Source organism: Bradyrhizobium australafricanum (genome assembly GCF_020329495.1).
Lineage (GTDB): Bacteria > Pseudomonadota > Alphaproteobacteria > Rhizobiales > Xanthobacteraceae > Bradyrhizobium > Bradyrhizobium australafricanum.
The window spans coordinates 18,936-44,814 of record NZ_JAGKJL010000058.1; the positions used below are offsets into that span (position 1 = coordinate 18,936).

Annotated in this window: 26 protein-coding genes, 1 tRNA gene, 1 pseudogene and 2 riboswitches; of the genes and pseudogenes, 16 read left to right on the top strand and 12 right to left on the bottom strand. The window is 64.9% G+C overall.

What is annotated here, in order from left to right:
* Window positions 1-76 precede the first annotated feature (76 nt).
* A complete protein-coding gene (locus tag J6525_RS35790; RefSeq protein ID WP_225648173.1) occupies window positions 77-568 on the top strand; it encodes a hypothetical protein in 492 nt (163 codons plus the stop codon).
* A gap of 459 nt (window positions 569-1,027) precedes the next feature.
* On the opposite strand, the gene J6525_RS35795 is transcribed toward J6525_RS35790, so the two are convergent.
* The 3 genes from J6525_RS35795 to J6525_RS35805 all read right to left on the bottom strand — a co-directional run bounded on the left by J6525_RS35795 (window position 1,028) and on the right by J6525_RS35805 (window position 2,350).
* Window positions 1,028-1,171 (bottom strand): hypothetical protein, encoded by a 144-nt coding sequence (locus J6525_RS35795; protein WP_225648174.1) that lies wholly within the window; start codon window positions 1,169-1,171, stop codon window positions 1,028-1,030.
* Between the two features lie 208 nt (window positions 1,172-1,379).
* Window positions 1,380-1,880, bottom strand: coding sequence for a hypothetical protein (locus J6525_RS35800; protein ID WP_225648175.1), 501 nt, complete (start codon window positions 1,878-1,880; stop codon window positions 1,380-1,382).
* A gap of 155 nt (window positions 1,881-2,035) precedes the next feature.
* The gene (locus tag J6525_RS35805; RefSeq protein ID WP_225648176.1) at window positions 2,036-2,350 is read right to left on the bottom strand and encodes a hypothetical protein; all 315 of its coding nucleotides are present in this window, start codon (window positions 2,348-2,350) and stop codon (window positions 2,036-2,038) included.
* An 87-nt stretch (window positions 2,351-2,437) separates the two neighbouring features.
* Here J6525_RS35805 and J6525_RS35810 point away from each other — a divergent pair, with 87 nt between their 5' ends.
* Window positions 2,438-2,707, top strand: a complete 270-nt coding sequence (locus J6525_RS35810) for a hypothetical protein (RefSeq protein ID WP_225648177.1) — start codon at window positions 2,438-2,440, stop codon at window positions 2,705-2,707.
* A gap of 4 nt (window positions 2,708-2,711) precedes the next feature.
* Here the strand turns inward: J6525_RS35810 and J6525_RS35815 are convergent, their stop codons facing one another.
* Together J6525_RS35815 and J6525_RS35820 are read right to left on the bottom strand one after the other, a co-directional pair.
* Window positions 2,712-3,242 (bottom strand): gamma carbonic anhydrase family protein, encoded by a 531-nt coding sequence (locus J6525_RS35815; RefSeq protein WP_225648178.1) that lies wholly within the window; start codon window positions 3,240-3,242, stop codon window positions 2,712-2,714.
* A gap of 192 nt (window positions 3,243-3,434) precedes the next feature.
* Entirely contained in the window at window positions 3,435-3,764 is a 330-nt protein-coding gene (locus J6525_RS35820; protein ID WP_028336117.1) for a DUF6949 family protein, read from the bottom strand.
* A 219-nt stretch (window positions 3,765-3,983) separates the two neighbouring features.
* Here J6525_RS35820 and J6525_RS35825 point away from each other — a divergent pair, with 219 nt between their 5' ends.
* Complete coding sequence (locus tag J6525_RS35825; protein ID WP_168856765.1) at window positions 3,984-4,694, top strand: hypothetical protein; 711 nt, start codon at window positions 3,984-3,986, stop codon at window positions 4,692-4,694.
* A gap of 118 nt (window positions 4,695-4,812) precedes the next feature.
* On the opposite strand, the gene J6525_RS35830 is transcribed toward J6525_RS35825, so the two are convergent.
* Together J6525_RS35830 and cysE are read right to left on the bottom strand one after the other, a co-directional pair.
* On the bottom strand, window positions 4,813-5,025 hold the full coding sequence (locus J6525_RS35830) for a DUF3126 family protein (protein ID WP_021077729.1): 213 nt from the start codon (window positions 5,023-5,025) through the stop codon (window positions 4,813-4,815).
* Between the two features lie 193 nt (window positions 5,026-5,218).
* Window positions 5,219-6,046: a serine O-acetyltransferase gene (gene cysE, locus J6525_RS35835; protein ID WP_092089661.1), complete on the bottom strand. Its 828-nt coding sequence runs from the start codon at window positions 6,044-6,046 to the stop codon at window positions 5,219-5,221.
* Window positions 6,047-6,228: 182 nt separating this feature from the next.
* Here cysE and J6525_RS35840 point away from each other — a divergent pair.
* Window positions 6,229-7,620, top strand: a pseudogene (locus J6525_RS35840) (hypothetical protein); the annotation flags it as partial.
* Between the two features lie 3 nt (window positions 7,621-7,623).
* Here the strand turns inward: J6525_RS35840 and J6525_RS35845 are convergent.
* Window positions 7,624-8,376 (bottom strand): alpha/beta fold hydrolase, encoded by a 753-nt coding sequence (locus tag J6525_RS35845; RefSeq protein WP_141341163.1) that lies wholly within the window; start codon window positions 8,374-8,376, stop codon window positions 7,624-7,626.
* A 57-nt stretch (window positions 8,377-8,433) separates the two neighbouring features.
* Window positions 8,434-9,567 carry a hypothetical protein gene (locus J6525_RS35850; RefSeq protein ID WP_225648179.1) on the bottom strand — a complete coding sequence of 378 codons (1,134 nt, stop codon included), beginning with the start codon at window positions 9,565-9,567 and terminating at the stop codon, window positions 8,434-8,436.
* A gap of 234 nt (window positions 9,568-9,801) precedes the next feature.
* Between J6525_RS35850 and J6525_RS35855 the strand changes: the two genes are divergently transcribed.
* Both J6525_RS35855 and J6525_RS35860 read left to right on the top strand, forming a co-directional pair.
* Window positions 9,802-10,047: a zinc-finger domain-containing protein gene (locus J6525_RS35855; RefSeq protein WP_018272338.1), complete on the top strand. Its 246-nt coding sequence runs from the start codon at window positions 9,802-9,804 to the stop codon at window positions 10,045-10,047.
* Window positions 10,048-10,054: 7 nt separating this feature from the next.
* Complete coding sequence (locus tag J6525_RS35860) at window positions 10,055-11,257, top strand: FAD-dependent monooxygenase (protein WP_225648180.1); 1,203 nt, start codon at window positions 10,055-10,057, stop codon at window positions 11,255-11,257.
* A 39-nt stretch (window positions 11,258-11,296) separates the two neighbouring features.
* Here the strand turns inward: J6525_RS35860 and J6525_RS35865 are convergent, their stop codons facing one another.
* Window positions 11,297-11,731, bottom strand: coding sequence for a twin-arginine translocation pathway signal (locus tag J6525_RS35865; protein WP_225648181.1), 435 nt, complete (start codon window positions 11,729-11,731; stop codon window positions 11,297-11,299).
* 224 nt (window positions 11,732-11,955) lie between these two features.
* Here J6525_RS35865 and J6525_RS35870 point away from each other — a divergent pair.
* A tRNA-Leu gene (locus tag J6525_RS35870) sits at window positions 11,956-12,042 on the top strand.
* Window positions 12,043-12,103: 61 nt separating this feature from the next.
* On the opposite strand, the gene J6525_RS35875 is transcribed toward J6525_RS35870, so the two are convergent.
* Entirely contained in the window at window positions 12,104-12,541 is a 438-nt protein-coding gene (locus tag J6525_RS35875; protein WP_225648182.1) for a hypothetical protein, read from the bottom strand.
* A gap of 66 nt (window positions 12,542-12,607) precedes the next feature.
* On the opposite strand from J6525_RS35875, the gene J6525_RS35880 reads away from it, so the two are divergent.
* Window positions 12,608-12,757, top strand: a complete 150-nt coding sequence (locus J6525_RS35880) for a hypothetical protein (RefSeq protein WP_225648183.1) — start codon at window positions 12,608-12,610, stop codon at window positions 12,755-12,757.
* Window positions 12,758-12,826: 69 nt separating this feature from the next.
* Here J6525_RS35880 and J6525_RS35885 read toward each other — a convergent pair whose 3' ends face one another.
* Window positions 12,827-14,446 carry an ABC transporter substrate-binding protein gene (locus tag J6525_RS35885; RefSeq protein ID WP_225648184.1) on the bottom strand — a complete coding sequence of 540 codons (1,620 nt, stop codon included), beginning with the start codon at window positions 14,444-14,446 and terminating at the stop codon, window positions 12,827-12,829.
* 265 nt (window positions 14,447-14,711) lie between these two features.
* On the opposite strand from J6525_RS35885, the gene J6525_RS35890 reads away from it, so the two are divergent.
* The 8 genes from J6525_RS35890 to J6525_RS35925 all read left to right on the top strand — a co-directional run bounded on the left by J6525_RS35890 (window position 14,712) and on the right by J6525_RS35925 (window position 25,787).
* A complete protein-coding gene (locus J6525_RS35890) occupies window positions 14,712-15,842 on the top strand; it encodes a M20/M25/M40 family metallo-hydrolase (protein ID WP_225648185.1) in 1,131 nt (376 codons plus the stop codon).
* 91 nt (window positions 15,843-15,933) lie between these two features.
* A riboswitch (glycine riboswitch) is annotated at window positions 15,934-16,040 on the top strand.
* Window positions 16,041-16,043: 3 nt separating this feature from the next.
* A riboswitch (glycine riboswitch) is annotated at window positions 16,044-16,158 on the top strand.
* A 65-nt stretch (window positions 16,159-16,223) separates the two neighbouring features.
* The gene (locus tag J6525_RS35895; protein ID WP_225648186.1) at window positions 16,224-17,582 is read left to right on the top strand and encodes a D-amino acid dehydrogenase; all 1,359 of its coding nucleotides are present in this window, start codon (window positions 16,224-16,226) and stop codon (window positions 17,580-17,582) included.
* Window positions 17,583-17,742: 160 nt separating this feature from the next.
* The gene (locus tag J6525_RS35900) at window positions 17,743-18,684 is read left to right on the top strand and encodes an ABC transporter permease (protein ID WP_028336105.1); all 942 of its coding nucleotides are present in this window, start codon (window positions 17,743-17,745) and stop codon (window positions 18,682-18,684) included.
* Between the two features lie 3 nt (window positions 18,685-18,687).
* Window positions 18,688-19,575, top strand: a complete 888-nt coding sequence (locus J6525_RS35905; RefSeq protein ID WP_225648187.1) for an ABC transporter permease — start codon at window positions 18,688-18,690, stop codon at window positions 19,573-19,575.
* A 141-nt stretch (window positions 19,576-19,716) separates the two neighbouring features.
* The gene (locus J6525_RS35910) at window positions 19,717-21,366 is read left to right on the top strand and encodes an ABC transporter ATP-binding protein (RefSeq protein WP_225648188.1); all 1,650 of its coding nucleotides are present in this window, start codon (window positions 19,717-19,719) and stop codon (window positions 21,364-21,366) included.
* A gap of 310 nt (window positions 21,367-21,676) precedes the next feature.
* Window positions 21,677-23,197, top strand: coding sequence for a M81 family metallopeptidase (locus J6525_RS35915; RefSeq protein ID WP_225648189.1), 1,521 nt, complete (start codon window positions 21,677-21,679; stop codon window positions 23,195-23,197).
* A 6-nt stretch (window positions 23,198-23,203) separates the two neighbouring features.
* The gene (locus tag J6525_RS35920; RefSeq protein WP_028336101.1) at window positions 23,204-24,376 is read left to right on the top strand and encodes a M20 aminoacylase family protein; all 1,173 of its coding nucleotides are present in this window, start codon (window positions 23,204-23,206) and stop codon (window positions 24,374-24,376) included.
* Window positions 24,369-25,787 (top strand): amidase, encoded by a 1,419-nt coding sequence (locus J6525_RS35925; protein ID WP_225648190.1) that lies wholly within the window; start codon window positions 24,369-24,371, stop codon window positions 25,785-25,787. Before J6525_RS35920 ends, J6525_RS35925 begins: the two co-directional genes overlap by 8 nt.
* The last annotated feature ends 92 nt before the right edge of the window (window positions 25,788-25,879 follow it).

Consider the following 25,879-nt stretch of genomic DNA (forward strand, 5'->3'; position numbering starts at 1 on the left):
ACACACCCCCCGGTTTTGCCCGCGCCGGGGTTTGTGCTATTTCGAACCTTTCAATTGACGTCCGGTTGTTGGTCGCATGGTCGAACTTGCCCCCCGGAATTCACAAGCCAGCAGCCTGATTGGCGTGCAGCCGATCGCGATCGGCGCCGTGGCGCTGGTGCTCGTGCTGTTCGGGATCGGCTCGATCGCACTGTGGCGCGCCTACACCGGCAACGTGCCGGAGACCGACCGCATGGTGGCCGCGCGGCAGTTGCAGGCGCGGACCGCGCAGGTCTCCGAGGCCCTGGTGGAAAAGACCAAGAGCATGGAGATGACCCAGCAGGAATCCATCGACCAGCTGCAGGAGGTGCAGGACCAGCTGCAGACCATGCGCAAGCAGTTCGCCTTGCAGGCGGCCGATGCCAAGAGGCTCTCCGACCAGGTCGCCGCGCTGACCGAACAGGTCGAGGGTTTGCGCCAGTCGCTGGCGAGCGCGCAGGCCAACGAGCCGGCCGCCGAGCCCGCGCCGCGCAAGCGCTCGAAGGCCACCCGTAGCGCCAACCGGAAGCGCCACAGGTCGCGCGGTTGACGCCTACGGAGACCCCCGCCCCACTCAGGTGACCAGCCATAAAAATGCGCCAAATCCCGAGCAAGATCATCATCTAACGGGGAACTTTCGCGCTCGAGGGCTGCCGGCGGCGGCCGATCATGAGTGCCCGTTACCGTGAATTAATCCTGACTTTGTGAACTGGTTCACATATCGGCCTTCGAATCCGAGTCATCTTCGAATGACCGGATGGCGTGAGCCGATTTCAATATCCGGGGCTGGCAAGGTCGTTGACGGTATACTACGTCGACGGCCTTGTTTTTTGGGGTCCTTGAATCCCGCTCGGGACCGCCCACCAGGAAAGCTCCGGCTCGAGATCCCGAAGGCGGCCCTCGCCGCGCGAAAGACGCAGACCGCCTGAAGAAATACGGCGTGCTCGGCTGACGACTCTGGATGCGCAGCATCACCGCGGCCAAAGCCGCGGCGAACGGAATTGCCGACTTATTCGGTGCGATCGCGCAAGACGCGACCACCTCGCAGCCGCGCAAGCTTCGGCTCGAGCTCGCGCAGCATGTAGATCAGCGCAACGGCAAGGCTCGCAACAACCACCATGAGCAGCAATGTCAGGTCAGGAATGGTCAGCATCTTTGATGTCCTCTGGGCCCGGCTTCAATCGCGGCCGGGCCATTTGTTTTCGCGGCGCGCTCACGCACGGACTGCTGCAAGGCGGTGCAAGCTGCATACCAGTGTCCGACCCAGCGCGGCGGCCGGGCATCGAAACGCCGGCCGCGCCGATCATTGCAAGACCATCAGCATGGCGAGCGAATGGACCGGCCATGCGTGAGCGAATGGCTCAATTGCAAACCTGCACCGGCCGAACGCGCCAGCCATACGGTGTCATCACGCCGCGGCGCACGACGTAACAGCCGCCGTAACCATCGTCATAGCCGTAGCCGGCGTAGTATGGATTGCCGTAATAGCCGTCATAGTAATCGTAGGCGCCATAGCCCAGCCCGAAGCCGACCGCAGCCGCCGCGAGCGGATAGCCCCAGCCGCCGCCCCAGCCGCGCCGATAGTAACCACCGTTCCAGCCGCCACCACGCCAGCCTCCGCCGTGCCAGCCGCGGCCGGCCCAACCGCCGCCGATCGCAGCCGACCGGAAGCCACCGCCGCCGCCCATGGCCCGGAATGCAGCGCCGCCGCCGTGGAAGCCGCCAAATCCGCCGCCGCCGCGGAAGCCGCCACCACCATGAAAGCCGCCGCCACCGAAGCCACCGCGTGCCGACGCAGCATCGACGGTGAACAGACCGACCGAGGCCGTCGCCAGCAAGGCAATCATCGTTTTACGCAACATCACCCGTTACTCCTTTTTTCAAAGGCTTTGTTTTCAAGCCTCCTCCGCCGCGTCCTGCGCATGCTAGCTCAATCTAGGACCGCGGCTTCTACCGCGCGCCTATGTCGCGCTCACATCTGCGCGACCCGCGTTCATCGAAGCGCGGCCGTCAGAGCTTAACAGCCGCGGCAGATGCCTCGCGTACGGCGCTCGACTTTTTCGTTCTCGTCGGCGATGGCCTTGTCGACGCTCTCGGTCGTCGTTGCCGATCCGGTGGTAACGCCTCTGCCGGTATTGGGGCCGCCGGAGGATTGCGCGGTCCCGGCGCTGTTGGTCCCGGCCGGCGGTGAAGCGGCTTGCGGCGATGTCGGGCTGGCTGACGAAGGGCTGCCGGTCCCGGCGCCACTCCCGGTACCTTGGGCGACGGTAACCGCGGGCGTCAGCACAATCGCGATTGTCGCGAGCGCGGTGGTGACAGATAATTTACGCATGGCAATTCTCCCTTGCGGGCGTCAACGAGTCCGCAAAACGCCGGTTCCGACAGGCGTTGGAGCAATACAGTTTGGGAGCAATGCAATTTGCGCAAGCTGATCGAGTTTGACGACGACACTTTCGACAAGCTGAAGCAGCTCGGGCGCGACCGGATGGCGACCTTGCAGGAGCTCGCCGACGAGGCTTTCGCCGACCTGCTCAAGAAGCACGGCATTCCGATCGACCTGAAGGATGCGCTGCGCAAGAGCGCAAGACTTCAGGAGGCAACAAGACTACAGGCAACGAGACCGCAAGACGCAGCGAAGCCTCGCACCACGGCAGCGAACGCCGCGCGCAAGCGCGGCCGCAAGCGCTGAGGCCTCAGCCGATCTTCTTCAGTCCCGCTTTGTATTGCGGACCCCTCATCGCGTACGACTTCGCCGGCCGCGACAACGCCTCGGCCTGCGCAGCGTCAAGCGTACGCACCACGCGGGCGGGCGCACCGATGATCAGGGAATTTTCCGGAAACTCCTTGCCCTCGGTGATGACGGAGCCGGCACCGACCACGCTGCCGCGCCGGATCCGCGCGCCGTTCATCACGATCGATCCCATCCCGATCAGCACGCCGTCTTCCAGCGTGCAGCCGTGCACGATCGCATTGTGGCCGATGGTGACGTTGTTGCCGATGCTGAGGGGAAAGCCGGGATCGACGTGCAGGGTGGAATTGTCCTGGACGTTGGAGCCCTCGCCGATCTCGATCCACTCATTGTCGCCGCGCAGCACGGCTCCGAACCAGACGCTCGCGGCGGACTTGAGACGGACCTTGCCGATCACAACGGCATTGTCGGCGATGAAGTAGCTGCCGTCGGCGGGAAGATCGGGCGCCTGCCCGTCGAGTTCGTAGATCGCCATTGAGGTCTCCCTGGAGCGTTTTCGAGCGAAGTGGACACCGGTTCGCGTGAAGAAAACGCGTCGAAACGAAAATCCAGAGCTTCGGTTTCTGATTCAATCAGAACCGAAGCTCTGATCGCAGGAGACCTTGGCACGACGGCCGACATGGTTTCAAGCAAGCGCAACCGTGATCGGCCGCGGATCATGATCGGATCAGGCCAGCACGCCCGCAGCGCGCAGCGTCATCACGAAGAAGGTGCCCGACATCAGGCTCCAGAAGCCGGAGATGACGGTTGCCATCATCACGAATTCGAAGCGGCGGCGCTCGATGCGTGCCCCGCGCAGCGTGTTGCGCATGATGATGAACGGTGCGGCGAAGACGAGGAACGGGACCGCGGCGAAGGTCTTCGGCGCCGCGCCCTCCTGCAGCAGGCCGAAACCGGCCGGGCGCTCCGCCATCGCCTGGTAACCGTTGGCCAGCGCGCCCGCGAGCGCGAAACCGATCAAGAGCGAGAACAGGGAATTCAAGGTATCGGGCGACATCGGAACTTCCGCTACGCAACAGGCCACCGGCCCTGCTTCGCAGAATTGGCAGCCTGCCGCCACATCATCCTTAAGGAAGGGTTAACCGGATACGTCAGGCGCGGCATTTGCGCATGGCCGTTCGGTCCCGGATTCCATTGGAATCGTACGGAAATTCCCCGCCACGTGGCATATTCGGCAGATGATTCGGCCACTCCCGACCTGATCTCAGCCTCGCTCATGACGCTTCTCTCGACCGCCCAGCATCTCGCCCGCGACACCCGCCGCAACCCGCGCGCGCATCTCGTTCCGATCATCGCCTCGGCGGTGATCGCGGCGGGCGCGGTCGCGCTTGTCGCCTATCTGCTGTGGCCGACCTACACGACCATCCCGCCGAGCGATCCGTCGCGGCTGCCGGTGAGCGTCGGCGGCACGCTGTTCAACGTGCCGACGATGGCGGTGCGCATGAAGATCCAGCGCCACTCCGGGCCGCAGGAGCGCGTCGATTTGAGCTTCCTCTATCCGTCGCTGGACGCGCCCGCCGCGCCGAAGCACTACAGCGCCGATACGGTCGATGACAAGGTGCAGCCGATCGACAGGATCTTCGTATCGATCGCGGCGCACCACGATTCACTCGCGCCGGACATGCGCCTGCGCACGATCTATCCGCGCTATCTCGACGAGCGCGCAAACATTGATGACGGCCTGACGGCGCGCGCGTTCCGCGACGGCACGCCCTATGGCGGCGAGGACCTGTTCACCGCGAGCGAGCCGCAGCTGACCGCGCGCTGCACGCGCGACACCTCGACGCCCGGCATGTGCCTGAGTGAGCGGCGCATCGACGGCGCCGACCTGATCTTTCGCTTTCCGCGCAGCTGGCTCGCGCAGTGGCGCGACATCGCCACCGCGATGAACCGTCTCTCCGCGCAGATGCACAGCGCGAAGGGATGACACTGTCATTGCAAGCGGAGCGACGTGTCCGCGAAGGACAGTCGCTCCAGCGCAAAATCGCTCTGCAATTTTGTCGCGAGTTCGTCGTAACGACGTGTGAAGGCGAGGCTGTTCCGCCTTACTCGGCCAGATCCTCTTCCAGGATCGCCATCTGGAACTGGAACGAGCGATCATCGTCCTCGTCGTCGACGAACAGCACGCCGATGAACTCCTCGCCGATATAGACCTCGGCCGAGTCGTCCTTCTTGGGCCGCGGCACCACGCGGATCTTGGGATTGCTGAACACGCGTTTGAGATACGCGTCGAGCTTCCTGACTTCCTGAACGTCCACGGCCGTCTCCAATCGGGTCGATGATTTTCCGGGGAGTTTTAGGACGAGACGGCAAAGATCGCTAGAGCCTTTTCAGGCTTTGGCGACGTGATGTTGCGCACACGACTCTTGTTTTGTGCTTTGTGGCGTTTTCTTCACGCGAACCGGCGCCCACTTCGCTCAGGAACGCGCGGCGATCAGAAAGCGAGTGAAATCAAAGCCCGATCGCGCTGAGCATCTGGTCCATGGTGCGCGACGGCTCGGCACAGCCGGCCTCGCCGACGATTTTCGCCGGCACGCCCGCGACCGTGACGTTGTGCGGCACCGGCTTGACCACGACCGAGCCGGCCGCGATGCGCGCGCAATGACCGATCTCGATATTGCCGAGGATCTTGGCGCCGGCGCCAATCAGCACGCCGTGGCGGATCTTCGGATGGCGATCCTCGTTCTCCTTGCCGGTGCCGCCGAGCGTGACGCCATGCAGGATCGAGACATCGTCCTCGATGACCGCCGTCTCGCCGCAGACGAAACCGGTGGCATGATCTAGGAAGATGCCGCGGCCGATCCTGGCGGCCGGGTTGATGTCGGTCTGGAACACGGCCGACGAGCGGCTCTGCAGGTAGAAGGCAAAATCCTTGCGGCCCTTCTGATAGAGCCAGTGCGCGAGACGATGGGTCTGCAGCGCGTGAAAGCCCTTGAAGTAGAGCAAGGGATCGATGAAGCGCGAGGTCGCCGGATCGCGGTCATAGACGGCGACGAGGTCGGCGCGGAACGCGTTGCCGATATCGGGCTCGTCGCGCAGTGCCTCGCCATAGGTCTGGCGGATCAAATCGCCCGACAGCGCGGCGTGATCGAGCCGCTCGGCAATGCGATGGACTACCGAATCTTCCAGCCGCTCATGATGCAGCACGGTCGCATAGATGAAGGATGCGAGTTCCGGCTCGCGCCGCAGGATGTCCTCCGCCTCGCCGCGGATTCGATCCCAGATCGGATCGAGCGCCGCAAGCTTGCCTCCCTGCGGATTGACCTGATGAACTGCCATAGCTGCTCTCGCAATTCGGTTGTTCTGATGTGCGTTATAGCACGATGGACCCAGCGCGTCCCGGGATGGCTCAGTACGGTAAACCCCAGCCGAACACCCCCGGGCCGGCGTCTAGGGGAATTGGTCGGGATTTTGCCGAAATCAAGCCGTGCTTCTGCAACTATTGGCGGATTTCGTCCGCCGTGTGGTTTTGGGCATGGTCGGCCCCAATAAAAGGGGGAAACATCATCAATACCCGGAGTTTAGGTGCCCGCCTGACCGACGCGCGGTCGGTCTGGATCGCGACCATTGCCATCCCCCTCCTGCTGCTCGCCCCTGCCTTCTGGAACGGCTATCCGCTGCTCCAATGGGATACCGGCGGCTATCTGGCGCGCTGGTATGAGGGCTATCTGGTGCCGAGCCGGTCCACGGTATTCGGCATCTACCTCCATGTCGGCGAGACATCGGATTTCTGGCTCAACCTCGGCATCCAGACCCTGGCGACGCTTTGGATCCTGCAGCTGACGCTGCGCGTGCTCGGCCTCGCCCGGCCGGTCCGGCTGATCGCGATCAGCCTCGCGCTGATCGCAACCACCGCCCTGCCCTGGCTGGACAGCATGCTGCTGACCGACATCTTCGCCGGCCTTTCGGTGCTCGCGCTCTTCATCCTCGTCCTGCACGGCGAACGGATCTCGACGCTGGAGAAGGCGGTGCTGTTCGGGTTCATCGCGTTCTCGGCCGCCACGCACAGCGCGACGCTGGCGGTGCTGCTCGGCCTGTGCTGCGTCGGCTGGATGCTGCGTCCGGGGCTCGGCCGCCACATTCCGGTCGCGGGCCTCGTGCAAGGCAGCCTGACCACCGTCGCCGGCGCGGCGATGCTGCTGGCGGCGAACTTTGCGCTGTCCGGACAGCTGGCCTGGACGCCCGGCGGCTATGGCGTCGCCTTCGGCCGCATGCTCCAGGATGGCATCGTCGCGCAATATCTGCACGATCATTGCGCGACGGAGAAGCTGAAGCTGTGCCCCTATCGCAACGAGTTGCCGCCGACCGCCGACGACTTCCTGTGGGGCCACAGCATGTTCAACACGCTCGGCCGCTTCAAGGGACTGAATGACGAGATGGGCTACATCGTGCTGCGCTCGCTGGCCGAATATCCGGAATGGCAGGCAAAGGCGGCGCTAACGGCAACCGCCGACCAGCTCATGCATGTCGCGACAGGCGAAGGCGCTAATGGCTGGATCCCGCATACCTACGGGATCATCGAGCGCTACATTCCCAAACAGGTCCGGCCGATGCGCGCGGCGCGGCAGCAACGCTGGCACCTCGACTTCACCGCGATCAACCGCATCCACGTGCCGGTCGCGCTGGGCTCGATGCTCTTGGTCGTCATCCTGTTCGGCCGCGGACTGTGGCAGCGGCGGCTCGACGATCTGACGTTGCTGGCGGGCACGGTCACGCTCGCCTTGCTCGGCAATGCCTTTGTCTGCGGCGTGATCTCGGGACCGCACGACCGCTACGGCGCGCGCATGGTGTGGGTCGCGACCTTCGTGGTGCTGATCGCGGCCGCGCGCGCCTTCGCCAGGGATGAAGCCGACGATCTATTTTCGCCGCGACAGGAAGTCGATGACCCCGGTCTTGTAGACCTTGTCGCCGACCGCCCGCATGTGATCGCGGTTCGGAATGTCGAGCACCTCCGAACCCGGAATGATCCGGCCGAGCGCTGACGCCGAGCCCGCGATCTCGTCCTTGCTGCCGACCGCAATCAGAACCGGCACGCGGATGCCGGCCGCCTCCTCGCGCGTCATCAGGCGGCGCGAGCCGCGCAGGCAGGCGGCGAGCGCGCGGCGGTCGGAGCGGGTCTGATCGGCAAAGGCGCGGAAGGTACGGCCGACCGGGTCGGTGACATCGTCGAGCGACGGCGCCTCCAGCGCCAGCGCGACCGCCTCGCCGGGGCCGCCGCCCTCGATCAGCCCGATGCCGATCCCGCCAAGGATCGCCGAGCGCACCCGATCGGAATTCTCTCGCGCCAGGATCGCGGTCATCCGCGAGCCCAGCGAATAGCCCATGATGTCGGCGCGCGCGATTCCGAGATGGTCCATCAGCGCGATCACGTCGCCGGCCATGGTCGCGATCTCGTACTGCGCGGCATCGTAGAGCTTGGCGGATTCGCCGTGGCCACGATTGTCGAGCGCGATCACCCGACGGCCGGCCTTGACGAGATCGGACACCCAGGTCGGGTAGATCCAGTTGACGTTCTTGCTCGAGGCAAAGCCGTGCACCAGCACGATCGGTTCGCCCGCGCCTTCGTCGATAAAGGCAATTTCAACATCGCCGTGATGGAAACTCGGCATCATCCATTCCGTTTGTTCTTGGGATTTGCGATTGGCGATCGACAGGCGACCGCAAGCCTAACCCTGGGCGGGCATACTCGCCAAGGTAGCCTGAGCGGCCATCTGCCGCTTCAGGCGCAGCGCCTTGCTTCGTCTGAGCCACCAGGCGGTGGCCCGTTCGGTGGTGGCCTTGATCGACGACAGGAAGCCGAACAGCGCCAGCAGCGCTCCGAACAGCCACATGGTGAGATTGAATGCGCCGGCCGCCAGCAGCAGCGCGCCGCGGCCGAGCAGCTTCAGGATCGCGCGGGTCTGGCCGCCCTTCACCTCGGCGATCCGCGCCGCCCGCGCGATCTCCTTCGGATTCTCGGCGACCTTCAGCGTATCCCGCGCAGCGCGAACCCCGGCCGCCTCGCCGATGCGCCCGACGTCCTTGGCGACGCGCACCAGCGCGCCGGCCTTCTCGGCGCGGAAGGCCGCGCGGATCGCGGTTGCGGTTTCCACCGGCCGCAGCACCGAGCCGGATACGACCGCCTCGCGCAGCGCCGGCTGATTGACGACCTCGCGGGTCGAGCGTCCGGCCCATTCGATCATCCCCTCGCTCAGCCGTCCGGCCTTGCGCGTATCCTTGACCAGCGTCAGCCCGGCGCGCAGCGGCCCGGCGCCGCCGACCGACACATAGGTGGCCGCGGTCACCGCGAGCCCGGCGGCCGCGAGGCCGAGCACCAGCTGGTCGGTGTCCTCGCCCATCACGAGGTGCTTGCCCTCGCGCACGACGTCCCGGACATCACCGAATACGAACAGGTCGCCGGCGACCGTGCCGGACAGGCTTGCGACATCGTCGGCATTGCCGGTCACCAGGCCGGTGGCGAACCCCTTGGCGTAATGCATGCTGGATGATTGCTCGGCGCGCGCGTCATCGACGCGCTTGGTGAGATCGTCACTAAGTGCGATGCTCTTCTCGCCGGCGAGTTCGACAAAGCTGGCCGCAAGGTCGGCATCGCCGGAAGCCAGTGCCGCCTCGATATTGTCCGCGATCAACGCCGGGTTGTTGCGCAGCACGGAATTGAGCCTGATGTCGGCGAGCGCAGCGGGATCGTCCCGCGCCGCCAGCACGGTGCCGGCATCACGGGCGTGCGGCCAAATAGCCGCGCCCACGGCAGCACTTGCTGCCACGCCGACCACCGCCAAGCTGACGCGCACCCGATTCATCCCGATAAAACCTCTAGTTTTATTCGCCTTGGAGATAGTGTGCCGTTTTTGCGACACAACGGCTCCGACCAAAGGAGGGCTTCTCTGGGACGACAAGATTGTGTCGAATTTGCATGAGCAAATGAGCCATCGGGGCTCTAGGAATCAACTGTTCCCGCCAGTATGGTGCGCGGCATTTCGCGATGCCGCATGCTGTTGATTGCGTCTGCCCATCGTTGCCATCAAGGTGAGAATATGTCCGACCACGTCGTCCCGCACTTCCATAACGATGCCGGTGTCTCGGTGATCGAAATCGGATCGCAGGAGTTCATGTGCGTCGGCGCCAACCCGCCGTTCGACCATCCGCACGTGTTCCTCGACCTCGGCAATGACAACGAGATTATCTGCCCGTACTGCTCGACGCTTTATCGCTTCGCATCCGACCTCGCGGCCGGCGAAGCGCGGCCGCCGGAATGCGTGCTGAAAGACAAGGTCGCCTGACCGCTCCGTGGCGCTGACGCGAACCGTCATCGTTGCAGGCGCCGGGATCGGAGGACTGACGGCGTCGCTGACACTGGCGGCACAGGGCTTTCGCGTCGTCGTGCTGGAGAAGGCCGAACGGCTCGAGGAAGCCGGCGCCGGCATCCAGCTCTCTCCCAATGCCAGCCGCATCCTGGTCGAGCTCGGGCTCAAGGAACCGCTTGCGCGGCGCGCGGTCACGCCTGAATCCGTCAACATCCTGAGCGCGCGAGCCGGTGGCGAGATCGCACGGATGCCGCTTGGCCAGGCCGCCGAGTTCCGCGCCGGCGCACCCTATTGGGTAATCCACCGCGCCGACTTGCAGGCCGCGCTGCAGGCCGCCGCGAGCGACCATCCCGATATCGATCTGCGGCTCGGCTGCCAGTTCGAGGATGTGACCAAGCATGCGCGAGGCCTCACCGTCGTCCAACGCCGCGGCAATTCACGGCAGGAGGAATTGGCCGTCGCGCTGATCGGCGCCGACGGCATCTGGTCGTCGGTGCGCGGGCATTTGTTTCCGGATGTGCAGCCGCAATTCTCCGGCCTGATCGCCTGGCGCGGCACGCTGGACGCCACCGCCCTGCCGCGTGAATACACCGCACCGCGCGTGCAGCTCTGGATGGGACCGGACGCGCATCTCGTCGCCTATCCCATCTCGGCCGGACGCCAGATCAACGTGGTCGCGATCGTATCGGGCACCTGGAACCGGCCGGGCTGGAGCGAGCCCGGCGACATCGACGAGATCAAGGCTGCATTCGCCACCGCGCGCTGGCCCACTACAGCGCGGATGCTGATCGGCGCGGTCGACGGCTGGCGCAAATGGGCGCTGTTCACCCTGCCCGACATCGGCCGCTGGAGCGAAGGCGCGGTGACGCTGCTCGGCGATGCCGCGCATGCGATGCTGCCGTTCGCCGCACAAGGCGCCGGCATGGCGATCGAGGATGCGGCCGTGCTCGCCAAGGCCTTGAGCGACAGCACCGGGGAAAACACCGCGGGCATTCCCGCCGCGTTGACGCGCTACGCACGGGTGCGGCGCGGGCGCGTGCTGAAAGTGCAGCGCCTGGCGCGGCAGCAGGGCCGTATCTATCATTTGCGCGGGCCGGCGGCGATCGCGCGCGATCTGGCGATCCGCGCCATCGGTCCGGAGCGCATGCTGGCGCGGCAGGACTGGATTTACGACTGGCGCGCCTGAGCTCGGCCGATCACGACCGGCTCGTCCGGAAACGCAAGCTTAGTGGACGAGGCCTCGCGGTGCGCGCGGGCCCTTCGCCGCCGGCGTGGGAGCCGCGGGGGCCGCGGCCGCAGGCGTGTCCGGCGTGCTTTCATGGCACCTGCCTTTGCGCCAGGCCTCATCCGCCAGCTTCTGCTGGGAGTGGATCGAGATCAGCTCGTTGCGATAGACCATCTCGGAGACGACAGTACCGCCGAAGCCGGTCTCCGCCTTGGCCATCAATTTTTCCTGATCCGCCGCGCGGGTCTTGAGATTGCTGCGCTCGTTCTCGAGCTGCTTGCAATCATAAAGCTCGTACTTGGCGGGATCGGCGAATGCCGACGGTACGGTGTCGCCGATCTGCGCGCAGCCGGAAACGCCCGCGGCCGAGGCGAGCAGCGCGATGACGGCCGCCGCGCGCGACAGCTTCAGGCGGCGTGGGAAACGAACGGACATTCAGCTTTCTTAACCGGACAGTGTTGAGATTGCCTAAAGCAGCCACCGGTGTCCGGATTGAGGCTCAATCGCGGCGGCGCGCTGCTTATCCCAATGCCCGGCCGCCGAGGCAAATGGAATTGCGGGCCGCCGCTTAAGCCTTTGAAAGCTCACCTGTTAGCACCGGATAATGACAATTCCACTCCGCGCCCAAACGCGCTAGAAATCGGCGCGCCTGGCGCAACGCGGACGTGGCGGAACTGGTAGACGCAAGGGACTTAAAATCCCTCGATGGCAACGTCGTGTGGGTTCGAGTCCCACCGCCCGCACCAACCTTCGCATGCCACGCGCACCCGAGCGGCCCAGCGTCGTGTTTTCCGGCTGTGGCGTGGTTCACACGCCGCGATCGCTGACTGTCGTAGTCTTGCCCGCATTGGAAATTCCGGCCGCGCATTTTCGCGGCTGTTGCATTTCGAAATCAATTTTGGTCGGAGATCGGCGATGGAGATTGCGAAGCGCAATCGGATTGCAAACTGCAATCGGATTGCGAAGAGCAATCGGATTGCTAGCGAAACGGCGCGCGATCATGGTGCCTTTACTCTCGAGCATGGCGACGATGCGGCTCATTGCAGCAACGGGCTCAATGCACAGAATTTCCGCAACGCTGCGCCCGACGACCGCGCGATCTACCGGCGATGGATCCGCGGCGCGATCATGATGTACGGACTGCTCGCGTTTGCCGCCGGAGCGGTGGTCTGGATCAACAGAACCGGCATCGGACCGACACAGCTCACGAGCCTGTCGAACCCGAGCAGCATGAGACCAGGCCACGGCGATTAGCGGTCGCCGGTTCGGAACCCGTGCACTGCGTATTCGTTGTCATGCCGCAATTGGAGCATGACGATGCCGAACGACGATCCATCCGCGCAGCGCGCAACCGACCAACCCGATCAGCGCAAGGAGCGCCCCTCCCCGCCGCAGGACGCACCACAAGGCGGGCCACCGCTCAGCGACGGACTGGAGCAGCTCCGCGACAGCCACACCTGACAAGCGACAGCGCGAAAAGAAAATGGCCGGGACAAGTCCCGGCCATTTGTTTTGCGTCAAGCCGCAAGCTTACTCGGACTTGTCGATGTTCCAGAAGATCGGCGTTGCCGGGCCGTCGAGCACGCCGGTCAGCGACTTCCGCCACGCGCTCGGGATGGTGTACTGGCCGAGCGGAACGTAGATCACCTGATCGTAGGCCTCGGTCTGGATTTCCGTGGCGATCTTCTTCTTTTCCTCAGCCGAGCCGGCGCGTGCGAACTTGTCACGCAGCTCCTCGATCTTCGGGTCTTCGGCCCAGCCGAACCAGCCGCCATTCTTGCCGCGACCGGTGATCGACGCGTTGACGATCGGATCGGAGACGTCGGCCGCGACCCAGTTGGTGAAGAACATGTTCCAGCCGCCTTCCTTGGGCGGCTTCTGGCTGGCGCGGCGGGTCACGACGGTCTGCCAGTCGGTGGCCTGCAGGTCGACCTTGAAGCCGGCCTCGCGCAACTGCTGCGCAGCCACGACCGGCTGGGCCTTCAACGTCGTGACGTCGCCCGGCGCCATGATCACCACGGGGGTGCCGTCATAGCCGGATGCGGCAAGCGCCTTCTTGGCTTCCGCCAGGCCGTTGCCCTTCACCAGCGTTTCGGCCCCGACGTCGGTCTCGAGCGGCGTGCCGCAGACGAAGAAGGCGCCGCAGATCCTCTGGTACTTGGCGTTGCCGACCAGCGCGTCGAGCACGTCCTTCTGGTTCATCGCCAGGAACGCAGCCCGGCGCACCTTCGGATTGTCGAACGGCGGATAGAGGAAGTTCATGCGTCCGAGGGTCTGGAAGCCGAACTTGTTCAGGACGTCGATCTTGAGATCCGGATTGGCTTCGAGCACCGGCAGCATGTCGAACGGAAGGTTCTCCATGAAATCGATGTCGCCGGATTGCAACGCGTTCACCGCGGTCTGCGCATCGGCCATCGTGACCCACTCGACGCGGTCGACCTTGACGACCTTGCCGCCCGCGGTCCAGCTCGCCGGCTCCTTGCGCGGCACGTAGTCCTTGTTCTTCTCATAGACCGCCTTCACGCCCGGCTGGAATTCCGCCTGCACGAATTTGAACGGTCCGGAGCCGATCTGTTCCGGGATCGGTTTGTCCGGCGGCGTCTCGGCAAGACGCTTCGGCATCATGAACGGCACGCGCGACGACGGCTTGCCGATCGATTCCAGCACGAGGCCGTAGGGTTCCTTCAGCTTCAGCGTGATGGTCTTGGCGTCGGTCGCCTCCAGGCTCGCGACGAAGTCCATCAGCTTCTGGCCCATGCCGTCGACCTTGCCCCAACGCTGCAGCGAGGCGACGCAGTCTTCCGCGGTGACCGGCGCGCCGTCGTGCCACTTCAGACCGTCGCGCAGCGTGAACGTGTAGGTCAGCTTGTCGTCGGAAACCTTCCAGTCCGCCATCTGCGGCTGGATCTTGAAATTGGAATCCGTCGCCAGCAGCGTGTCATAGATCATGTAGCCATGATCGCGGGTGATGTAGGCCGTGGTCATGATCGGATCGATGACGCGCAGATCCGAGTGCATCACCGCGGTGATGGTCTTGCCCGCGGCCATCGCCTGCGGTGCGAAAGACAATTCCTGCGGTGCGAACGACAGCGCGAGCGCCGTCAACGCAGCCGCTAGCGTGCGGCGCTTCCAACGCGAGATAGGGAACATGCAATCTCTCCTGACGTGTAACTGGTCAAAGCCGGCTTATTCGTTATGCATGCGGTTCGTTATTTAGGCGAACTAACATGCTGTATGGCTTGTGAAATCGAGACTTGCACCAAGCGCCAAGCGCGTCAATCGGTTTCAGGTCGCATCGGACGTACACAAACGAATGAGGCCGCGCGCCAGATTTTGGCTTTACAAAATCGTCGGCTGAGATTTTCGTAACGCGCGCGCGATGCCGGCGCCGTCAGAACAACAAGAGAGAACAACGATGAACCCCGCCAATCTCCCCTTTGATTCCGAAACGATGCTGCAGGGCCTGCGCAGCTGGGTGGAATGCGAAAGCCCGACCTGGGACGCCGCCGCGGTCGAACGCATGCTCGATCTCGCCGCCCGCGAGATGGCGATCATGGGTGCGACGATCGAGCGCATCGCCGGACGCCAGGGCTTCGCGGGCTGCGTCCGCGCCCGTTTTCCCCATCCGAAACAAGGCCAGCCCGGCATCCTGATCGCCGGCCATCTGGACACCGTTCACCCCGTCGGCACCATCGAGAAGCTGAAGTGGCGGCGCGAAGGCAACAAGTGCTTCGGGCCGGGCATCTTCGACATGAAGGGCGGCAACTATTTGTCGATCGAGGCGATCAGGCAATTGGCGCGCGCCTCCTTTACGACTCCGCTGCCGATCACCGTGCTGTTCACCCCCGACGAAGAGGTCGGCACGCCGTCGACGCGCGACATCATCGAGGCGGAAGCCGCGCGCAACAAATATGTGCTGGTGCCGGAGCCCGGCCGTCCGAACAACGGCGTCGTCACCGGCCGCTACGCGATCGCGCGCTTCAATCTGGAAGCCACCGGCAAGCCCAGCCACGCCGGCGCAACGCTGTCTTCCGGCCGCTCCGCGATCCGCGAGATGGCGCGGCAGATCATCGCCATCGACGGCATGACCACCGAGGACTGCACCTTCTCGGTCGGCATCGTGCATGGCGGCCAGTGGGTCAATTGCGTCGCGACGACCTGCACCGGCGAAGCGCTCAGCATGGCCAAGCGCCAGGCCGATCTCGACCGTGGCGTCGAGCGCATGCTGGCATTGTCGGGCACCACCAACGACGTGACCTTCAAGGTGACGCGCGGCGTTACGCGCCCGGTGTGGGAGCCGGATGCGGGCACCATGGCGCTGTATGAAAAGGCAAAAGGCCTTGCGGCAGCGATGGGTCTCGATCTGCCGCACGGCAGCGCCGGCGGCGGCTCGGACGGCAACTTCACCGGCGCGATGGGCATCCCCACGCTCGACGGCCTCGGCGTTCGCGGCGCCGATGCACATACGCTCAACGAGCACATCGAGGTCGACAGCCTCGCCGAGCGCGGCCGCCTGATGGCGGCACTGCTGGCGACGCTGGACTGACATCGATTGCACTGCACAACACGTTGGCACTGCCGGATCGAAATTTAGCCTTGTCCATTTTTGAGGCTTCGCCTACGGTCCGGCCGTCCAACGCGACGATGCGGGAGAGATCGAAGCGACAACAATCGTGTTGTTGCCTTCGGCGCCGACGGAGCAACCGCCCCGGAAACTCTCAGGCAAAAGGACTGTATCGTCAGGACGATCTGGAGAGAGACGAACATGGCCGCACATCGAGGGCCATGACGTCCACCGAAGGGGATAGTTCGCTTCAGGCCCCGGCCCGATGCGGATCAAGCTCTCAGGTACCGTGACAGATGGGGCGCCGATGCCGGTTTCACCGGTGGTTCGGCGACTCTAACCCACGGGAGCCTGACAACTATCATGCCACACATCGCGATCATCGGCGCCGGCATCACCGGCGTAACGACGGCCTATGCCCTGCTTGAACGCGGCTACAAGGTGACTGTCCTCGACAGGCATCGCTACGCCGCGATGGAAACCTCGTTCGCCAATGGCGGACAACTCTCCGCCAGCAATGCCGAGGTGTGGAACAGCGCCGCGACCATCCTCAAGGGGCTGCGCTGGATGCTGAGAAGCGACGCGCCGCTGCTGATGAACCCGAAGCCGAGCTGGCACAAATATTCCTGGATCGGCGAGTTCGTAGGCCACATCACGCGCTATCGCGGCAACACCATCGAGACCACGAAGCTCGCCATCGAAGCGCGCAAGCATCTGTTCTCGATCGCAGAGCGCGAGAACATCGCCTTCGATCTCGAACGCCGCGGCATCCTGCACGTCTATCACGACAGGGCCGGCTTCGAAGCCGGCCTCAAGGTCAACACGCTGCTGCAGCAAGGCGGGCTCGACCGCCGGCCGGTGACCCCGGACGAAATCCGCGTCATCGAACCCGCGCTGCAGACAACCTGCTATGGCGGCTTCTTCACGCCGTCGGACGCGACCGGCGATATCCACAAATTCACGCGTGGGCTTGCCGACGCCTGCATCCGCCGTGGCGCGAGCTTCGTCCATGAAGCCGACGTCGACACCATCGCACGCGGCGATGACGGCTTCCGCATCGGCTGGAACGAAGCTGCTTCACATGATGCTGCGGTCCCGACACGCCAGCAGCTGCAGGCGGACGGGATCGTGATTTGCGCCGGCGTGGCGAGCCGCCACTTCGCCAGCCTGCTCAACGATCGCGTCAATGTCTATCCGGTGAAGGGCTATTCGATCACGGTGCAGCTCGATGCGCCGCAAAGCCGGAATGCCGCCCCAACCGTCAGCCTGCTCGATGAAGCTGCGAAGATCGTCACCAGCCGGCTTGGCGCCGACCGCTTCCGCGTCGCCGGCACTGCCGAGTTCAACGGCTTCAACCGCGACATTCGCGCCGATCGCATTCAACCGCTGGTGGACTGGGTGCGGCATCATTTCCCGGAGATCGATACGTCGAAAGTCGTGCCATGGGCGGGCTTGCGCCCGATGATGCCGAACATGATGCCGGTGGTTCGCGCCGGACGGATTCCGGGCGTGTTCTACAACACGGGCCACGGTCATCTCGGCTGGACGCTGTCGGCGGCGACGGCGCAGATGGTGGCCCAGGCGATCGACGATTGGCGCGACCTCGATACGCCGCCGATGGCGCCGTCGTTCGGTGCCGGGCTCGACGTGCCTGCCAACGCGCGCAAAGCTGAAATCAATCCACCTTCCAGTGGACTGCTTCGAACTTCACCGGAGGAATAATCGCGGCCAACAGGACTGATTAGCTGCACCGCAAAATCCGCAGCACCGATGGCATGGGACTTGCTCAAGTTCTACCGTGAGTCTGCTACCATCTGTGCTACGGTCTGGTGTGCAACGGTCCCGCTGGGGACTTCATCGACCACAACCCAACGGATCAAATTTGCTCGGATATCTGCTTCGCCGCATCCTCGCCGCCATTCCCGTGATGGGCGTGGTGGCTCTGTTCGTGTTCCTGTTGCTGCGGCTGACGCCGGGCGACCCGGCCGCCATCCTCGCCGGCGACAACGCGACGCCCGAACAGCTCGAACGCATTCGGACCTCGCTTGGTCTGAACGAGCCGATCTACATCCAGTTCTACACCTGGATCGCCAAGCTGCTGCACGGCGACCTCGGCGTTTCCCTGATCTCGAACAAGCCGATCCTCGAAATGATCGTCCCGCGCCTCGAGCCCTCGATCTCGGTCGCGCTAGCTACCATCATCCTCTCGATCCTGGTGGCGGTGCCGCTCGGCGTGATCGCGGCGTGGAAGCACGGCACCTGGATCGACCGCTTCGTGATGGGGCTCTCGGTGCTCGGCTTCTCGGTGCCGGTGTTCGTGATCGGCTACGTGCTGATCCAGATCTTTGCGATTGATCTGCGCTGGGTTCCGGTACAGGGCTTCAAGAGCATCTCGGCCGGCTTCGGTCCGTTCTTCCAGCGCCTCATCCTGCCGACCTGCACGCTCTCCTTCATCTATGTCGCGCTGATCGCACGCATGACGCGGGCCTCGATGCTCGATGTGCTCGGCGAGGATTACGTGCGCACGGCGCGGGCCAAGGGCATCGGCGAGACCGGCGTGCTGCTGCGCCATGCGCTGCGCAACGCGGCCGTGCCGGTCATCACGGTGATCGGCTCCGGCTTCGCGCTGCTGATCTCCGGCGTCGTCGTCACCGAAAGCGTGTTCAACCTGCCCGGCATCGGCCGCCTCACCGTCGATGCGGTGCTGGCGCGCGACTATCCGGTGATCCAGGCGATGATCCTGTTGACGTCGGGTATCTACGTCGCGGTCAATCTGTTGATCGACCTCGCCTACACCCTGCTCGATCCTCGTATCCGGTACTGAGCAATGGCGATCGAAACCCTTCCCGAATCCACGCTTCCCGTCACCCGGCCGTTCCGCGTCAAGTTCGGCTTCCTGACGTCGACGCCGATCATCGCGGTTGCGACGATCAGCCTCGCCCTCATCATCCTGATGGCGATCTTCGCGCCGCTGCTTGCGCCGCACGATCCTCTGCTGCTGACGCCGTCGCAGCGGCTGAAGCCGTCGAGCGCGCAATATCTGCTCGGCACCGACGCCTATGGCCGCGACCTGTTGTCGCGCATCATCTTTGGCGCACGGATCTCGCTGGTGATCGGGCTCGGCGCCGCCGTCTGCTCGATCGCCATCGGCCTTCTGATCGGCCTCGTCGCCGGCTTCTTCCGCTGGGTCGATGCGGTGCTGATGCGCGTGATGGACGGCTTGATGGCGATCCCCGCCATCCTGCTCGCGATCGCCGTGGTGTCGCTGTCGGGTGCCAGCATCTGGACCGTGATGGTCGCGATCACCATCCCCGAGATCCCGCGCGTGGCGCGACTGGTGCGCTCGGTGGTGCTGACCGCACGCGAGGAACCCTATGTCGAGGCCGCGATCTCGCTCGGCACCAGCCTGCCGAAGATCATGTGGCGGCATTTGATGCCGAACACGATCGCGCCGCTGATCGTGCAAGGCACCTATGTCTGCGCGTCCGCGATCCTGACCGAGGCGATCCTGTCGTTCCTCGGCGCCGGCATCTCGCCGGAAACGCCGACCTGGGGCAACATCATGGCCGAGGGCCGCGCCTACTTCCAGGTCAAGCCGTCGCTGATCTTCTGGCCGGGGCTGTTGCTCTCGATCGCCATTCTCAGCGTCAACCTGATCGGCGACGCCGCGCGCGACGCGCTCGATCCACGCATGAAGCAGCGTGAGGGCAAGTGACGGCTTCAGCCCTTCTGAAGCCGTCATTCCGGGGCGATGCGAAGCATCGAACCCGGAATCTCGAGATTCCGGGTCTGGTGCTGGCGCACCATCTCGGAATGACAGTGGGTAAATTCCTTCGCAGCTCCAAGAGACCCTGACATGACCAACGTCGTCCTCGACATCAGCAATCTCGTCGTCGGCCTCGGCCGCAAGGCGGATGCGCATCGCATCATCGACGACCTCTCGCTGCAGGTACGTGAAGGCGAGACGCTGTGCCTGGTCGGCGAAAGCGGCTCGGGCAAGTCGGTGACATCGCTCACCGTGATGGGCCTGCAGCAGAAGGGCACGCTGGTGCCGTCCGGCGGCAGCGTCAAACTGGTCGGCGAGGAACTGCTCACCGCCAGCGACCGGCGGCTGCGCCAGCTCCGCGCCACGCGGATGGCGATGATCTTCCAGGAGCCGATGACCGCGCTCAATCCCGTCGTGCCGGTCGGCCGCCAGATCGACGAGGTGCTGCGCGCCCACACCGATCTCGATGCCCGCGCACGGCGCCAGAAGATTTTGGCGATGATGGAGCATGTGCGGCTGCCGGACGTGGAGCGCATCTTCTCCTCCTACCCGCACCGCCTGTCGGGCGGCCAGCGCCAGCGCATCATGATCGCGATGGCGCTGGTGCTGGAGCCGAAGCTCCTGATCGCCGACGAGCCGACCACCGCGCTCGACGTCACCACCCAGAAGCAGATCCTCACCTTGATCCGCGACCTGCAACGCGATCACGGCACCGCGGTTCTGTTCATCACCCACGACATGGGCGTGGTGGCCGAGATCGCCGACCGCGTCGCGGTGATGCGACACGGCCGCCTGGTCGAAACCGGCCCGCTGCAGGACGTGCTGCGCAATCCGAAGATGGAGTACACCCGCAACCTCTTGTCCTCGGTGCCGAGCCTGGTGCCGCGCGCGCCGCGCCCGGAGACCACCGAGCCGGTGGTGCTGGAAGCCAACGAGCTCAGCAAGGTCTACCGGGAGCGGTCGCTGTACGGCAAAGCCCGCGAGGTCGCCGCCGCCAGCAACGTCACGCTCACTCTGCGCAAGGGCCGCACGCTCGGCATCGTCGGCGAAAGCGGTTCCGGCAAGTCGACGGTCGCGCGCTGCATCGTCCGCCTGATCGATCCGACCTCGGGCGGGGTGCGCCTCGCCGGCCGCGAGATCTCCGACCTGTCGCGCCGGCTGTTGCAGCCGCATCGCCAGAAGATCCAGATCATCTTCCAGGATCCCTACCGCTCGCTCAATCCGCGCGTCACCGTCGGCGAGAGCATCGCGGAAGGCCCGATCAATTACGGCATGCCGCGCAAGGACGCGCTGGCGCGGGCGCGCGAGCTGCTCGAGCTCGTCCATCTGCCGCCCGACGCGATCTCGCGCTATCCGCACCAGTTCTCCGGCGGCCAGCGCCAGCGCATCGCGATCGCGCGCGCGCTGGCGCTCGATCCCGACGTGCTCGTCGCGGATGAGGCGGTGTCCGCGCTCGACGTCTCGGTGCAGGCGCAGGTGCTGGATCTGCTCGACGAAATCCAGCGGCGGCTGGGCATCGCGCTGCTGTTCATCACGCATGATTTGCGCGTCGCCGCACAGATCTGCGACGACGTCGCCGTGATGCAGCATGGCCGCGTCGTGGAACAGGGACCGGCCGCCGAGGTGCTGACCAATCCGCAGCAGGCCTATACCCGCGCGCTGCTCGATGCGGCGCCCGGTCGCGGCTGGGACTTCGCCAACTTCCGCCCCGTTTCGGAAGCCATTGTGGCGACGGCCTAGCAATCCGTAGCCCGGATGCAGCGAAGCCAAATCCGGGGGAATCTCAGCCGCCCGAAACACCCCGGATTGCGCTTCGCTCCATCCGGGCTACATGGGCCCTCCGCGGACTGCGCTGAGGGCATGCAAATCCGCTGGTGCTCCCCGGCTTGCGCTGGGCGCGACGACACGCTTAACGTCGCGCGCTAGAGCGTGGCCCTGAAGGCGGACACCGGTCTTCCCCCGGAGATCACGCTCCAACCAACGAGATGAGATCATGACGCGCGTCGTTATGATCGCATCATGATCGAAGAAACGTATCGAGACCGACTTGATGACCCGCATTGCCGTTGGCGGCTTCCTGCACGAGACCAATACCTTCGCACCGACGAAGGCAACCTATGACGATTTCGTGCATGGCGGCGGCTGGCCGTCGATGACGCATGGCGCCGACGTGCTCAAGGTCATGCGCAAGATCAATGTCGGCCTCGCCGGCTTTGTCGAGGCGGCGGAAGCCAATGGCTGGGAGCTGGTGCCGACGATCTTCGCCGCGGCGAGCCCGTCGGCGCATGTCAGCAAGGATGCGTTCGAGCGGATCGTGACGGAAATGGTCGACGGCATCGCCGCGGCCGGACCGATCGATGCCGTCTATCTCGACCTGCACGGCGCCATGGTCACCGAGCATTATGACGACGGTGAAGGCGAAACCCTGGCCCGCGTACGCAAGGCGATCGGCAACGACCTGCCGCTGCTGGCGAGCCTCGATCTGCATGCGAACGTCTCGCCAAAGATGATCGAGCATGCCGATGCGCTGATTGCCTACCGCACCTATCCGCATGTCGACATGGCCGAAACCGGCCGCGCCTGCGCCCGGCATCTGGCGCTGATGCTCAAGTCGAGGCAGCGCTTCGCAAAGGCATTCCGGCAACTGCCGTTCCTGATCCCGATCAGCTGGCAATGCACCAACGACCAGCCGACCAAGGGCATCTATCAGAAGCTCGCCGCGCTCGAGAGCGACGCGGTGCCGACGCTGTCGTTTGCGCCGGGCTTCCCGGCCGCCGATTTCAGGGATTGCGGGCCGAGCGTATTCGCTTACGGCCGGACCCAGGCCGATGCGGATGCCGCCGCCGACAAGGTCGTCGCCCTGGTCGAGAGCCATGAGGACGATTTCGACGGCCGGATCTATTCGCCCGACGAAGGCGTGCGGCTGGCGATGGAACTGGCGAAATCGGCCAGCCGGCCGATCATCATCGCCGACACCCAGGACAATCCCGGCGCCGGCGGCGATTCCGACACCACCGGCATGCTGCGCGCGCTGGTGCGCAACAAGGCGAGTGCCGCAACCGGCGTGATCTACGACCCGCAATCCGCGAAGGCCGCGCACACCGCCGGTGTCGGGGCATCAGTCACGCTCGAGCTCGGCGGCAAGTCCGGCATTCCCGGCGACGCGCCATACCGGGAGACTTTTGTCGTCGAGCAGCTCTCGGATGGAAAATTCGTGGCTCCCGGTCCCTATTTCGGCGGCCGCGACATGGACATGGGCCCCTCGGCCTGCCTGCGGGTCGGCGACGTCCGCGTCGTGGTCGGCTCCTACAAGGCCCAGCTTGCCGACCAGGCGATGTACCGCTATGTCGGCATCGAGCCGACGGCACAGAAGATTTTGGTCAACAAGAGCTCGGTGCACTTCCGCGCCGATTTCGAGCCGATCGCCGAGAAGCTCTTGATCTGCGCCGCCCCCGGCGCGATGCCCGCCGATACCGCCACGCTGCCGTGGAAACATTTGCGTCCCGGCATTCGGATCAAGCCGAACGGCCCTACTTTCACACCCACCTCCCCATCACGCACAAACGGATAGAGAGCCATGCCGACCATTGAGCGCATCGACAGTTTTGCCGACGAACTCACCGCCATCAGACGGGATCTGCATGCGCATCCCGAGATCGGCTTCGAGGAGGTCCGCACCTCGGGCATCGTCGCCGACAAGCTGACGAGCTGGGGCATCGAGGTGCATCGCGGCCTCGGCGGCACCGGCGTGGTCGGTGTGCTCAAGGGCAAGGGTAACGGCACCAAGAAGATCGGCCTGCGCGCCGACATGGACGCGCTGCCGATGGAGGAGAACACCAATCTGAAGTGGCGTTCGACCATTCCCGGCCGCTTCCACGGCTGCGGCCATGACGGCCACACCACGATGCTGCTCGGCTCGGCGCGCTATCTCGCCGAGACCCGCAATTTCGACGGCACCGTGCATTTCATCTTCCAGCCGGCCGAGGAAGGTCTCGGCGGCGCGCGCGCCATGATCAAGGACGGCCTGTTCAAGCAGTTCCCCTGCGACGAGGTCTATGGCCTGCACAACGCGCCCGACCTCAACCATGGCGAGATCGCGATCCTGCCGGGCCCGGCAATGGCCGCAGCCGACTTCTTCGACATCAGGATCCAGGGCTACGGCGCCCATGGCGCGATGCCGGAGCGTTCCAAGGACGCGGTCGTGATCGCAATGACGCTCGGACAAGCGTTGCAGTCGATCGTCAGCCGTAACGTCGATCCGCTGCAGGCTGCGGTGCTGTCGATCACGCAGATCCATTCCGGGTCGGCGTACAACGTCATTCCCGGCGAAGCCTGGATGTGCGGCACGGTGCGCTGCTTCTCCGACGAGATCCGTGAGCTGATCCGCAAGCGCATGCGCGAAATCTCCGCCGGCTTTGCGGCGGCATATGATGCCGAAATCTCGGTCGAGATCCGCGACGGCTTCAGCGTGCTGGTGAATCAGGAAGAGCAGTCCCGCGTCGTCGAGGAAGTCGCGCGCACCGTCGTCGACCCCGCCAAGGTGATCACCCGCTCGACGCCCAAGATGGGCAGCGAGGATTTCGCCGACATGATGCAGGCCATTCCCGGCGCGTATTTCTGGGTCGGCCATGACGGCTCCGTGCCCGTTCACAATCCCGGTTACGTTCTCGACGACAAGATCCTGCCGATCGGCGCCAGCATGTTCGCCCGCATCATCGAGAAACGCATGCCGGCAGGTGCGCATGCATAAGCCCAAAGGGGACGCCATCACGTCGCTGCACGATCTCTCCGCCGTCGACCTGCTCGCCGGCTATCGTGCCAAGCAGTTCTCGCCGTCCGAGGTGCTGGAGGAAATCATCTCCCAGGTCGCGACCTGGGAGCCGCACATCAAGGCGCTGTATTTGTACGACCCGGAAGGGGCGCGGAAGGTCGCCAAGACCTCGACCGAGCGCTGGCAGCAAGCCGAGCCGGCCGGCACGCTCGATGGCGTTCCCGCCACCATCAAGGACAATGTCGCGACCAAGGGGCAGCCGGTGCCGCTGGGCGCGGCGAGCGTCAAGCTGGCGCCCGCGGAGAAGGATGCACCGCCCGCGGCGCGGCTGCGCGAGGCCGGCTGCGTGATCTTCTCCAAGACCACGATGCCGGACTACGGCATGCTGTCGTCGGGCCTGTCCTCGTTCCATCCCCTGACCCGCAATCCCTGGGATGTCAGCAAGAACCCCGGCGGCTCGAGCGCCGGCGCGGGCGCGGCAGGTGCTGCCGGCTATGGTCCCTTGCATCTCGGCACCGATATCGGCGGCTCGGTGCGGCTGCCGGCCAACTGGTGCGGCCTCGTCGCATTGAAGCCGAGCCTCGGCCGCGTGCCGATCGACCCGCCCTATGTCGGCCGCGTCGCCGGTCCGATGACCCGCACCGTCGACGACGCCGCGCTGATGATGAGCGTATTGTCGCGTCCCGATCGCCGCGACGGCATGAGCCTGCCGGCGCTCGAGGTGAACTGGAAGGCGCTGGAAAAGTCGCCGCGCAAGCTGCGCATCGGGCTGATGCTCGACGCCGGATCCGGCCAGAAGGTCGAGAAGGAGGTTCGCGAGGTCGTCGTGAAGGCTGCGAAGGCGTTCGAATCCGCCGGCGCCGTTATCACCGAGATCGACGGCATCCTGACGCCCGAGATGCTCGAAGGGCTCGACAATTTCTGGCGCGCTAGGACCTGGGATGAGCTGTCGAAACTGTCGCAGGCCGACCGCGGCAAGACCCTGCCCTACATCCTCAACTGGGCCGAGGCCGGTGCAAAGCTCTCCGGAGTCGATGTGGTGCGCGGCTTCAACATGACGATGGCGATCCGCGCCGCCGCCGCGAAATTGTTCTGCGAGGTCGACTACGTGATCTCGCCGGTGTCGCCGGTGGTGAACTTCCCGGCCGAGTTCGCAGCGCCGCTCAACGACCCCGCAAAGCCGTTCGAGCACATCTGCTTTACCGTGCCGTGGAATATGTCGGAGAACCCCGCGCTGTCGATCAACGGCGGCTACGACAAGAAGGGCTTTCCGATCGGCGTCCAGATCATCGGCCGCCGCTTCGACGACATCGGCGTGCTCGGCATGGGCAAGGCGTTCGAAGGCCTGCGCGGCCCGCAGAAGCCGTGGCCCACGCCGCCGAAGAAGTAGCGCCTCGGCCTTCCAAATTGTCATGCGCGGGCTCGACCCGCGCATCCATCTTCTTCATAAAGAAGAGATGGATTGCCGGGTCGAGCCCGGCA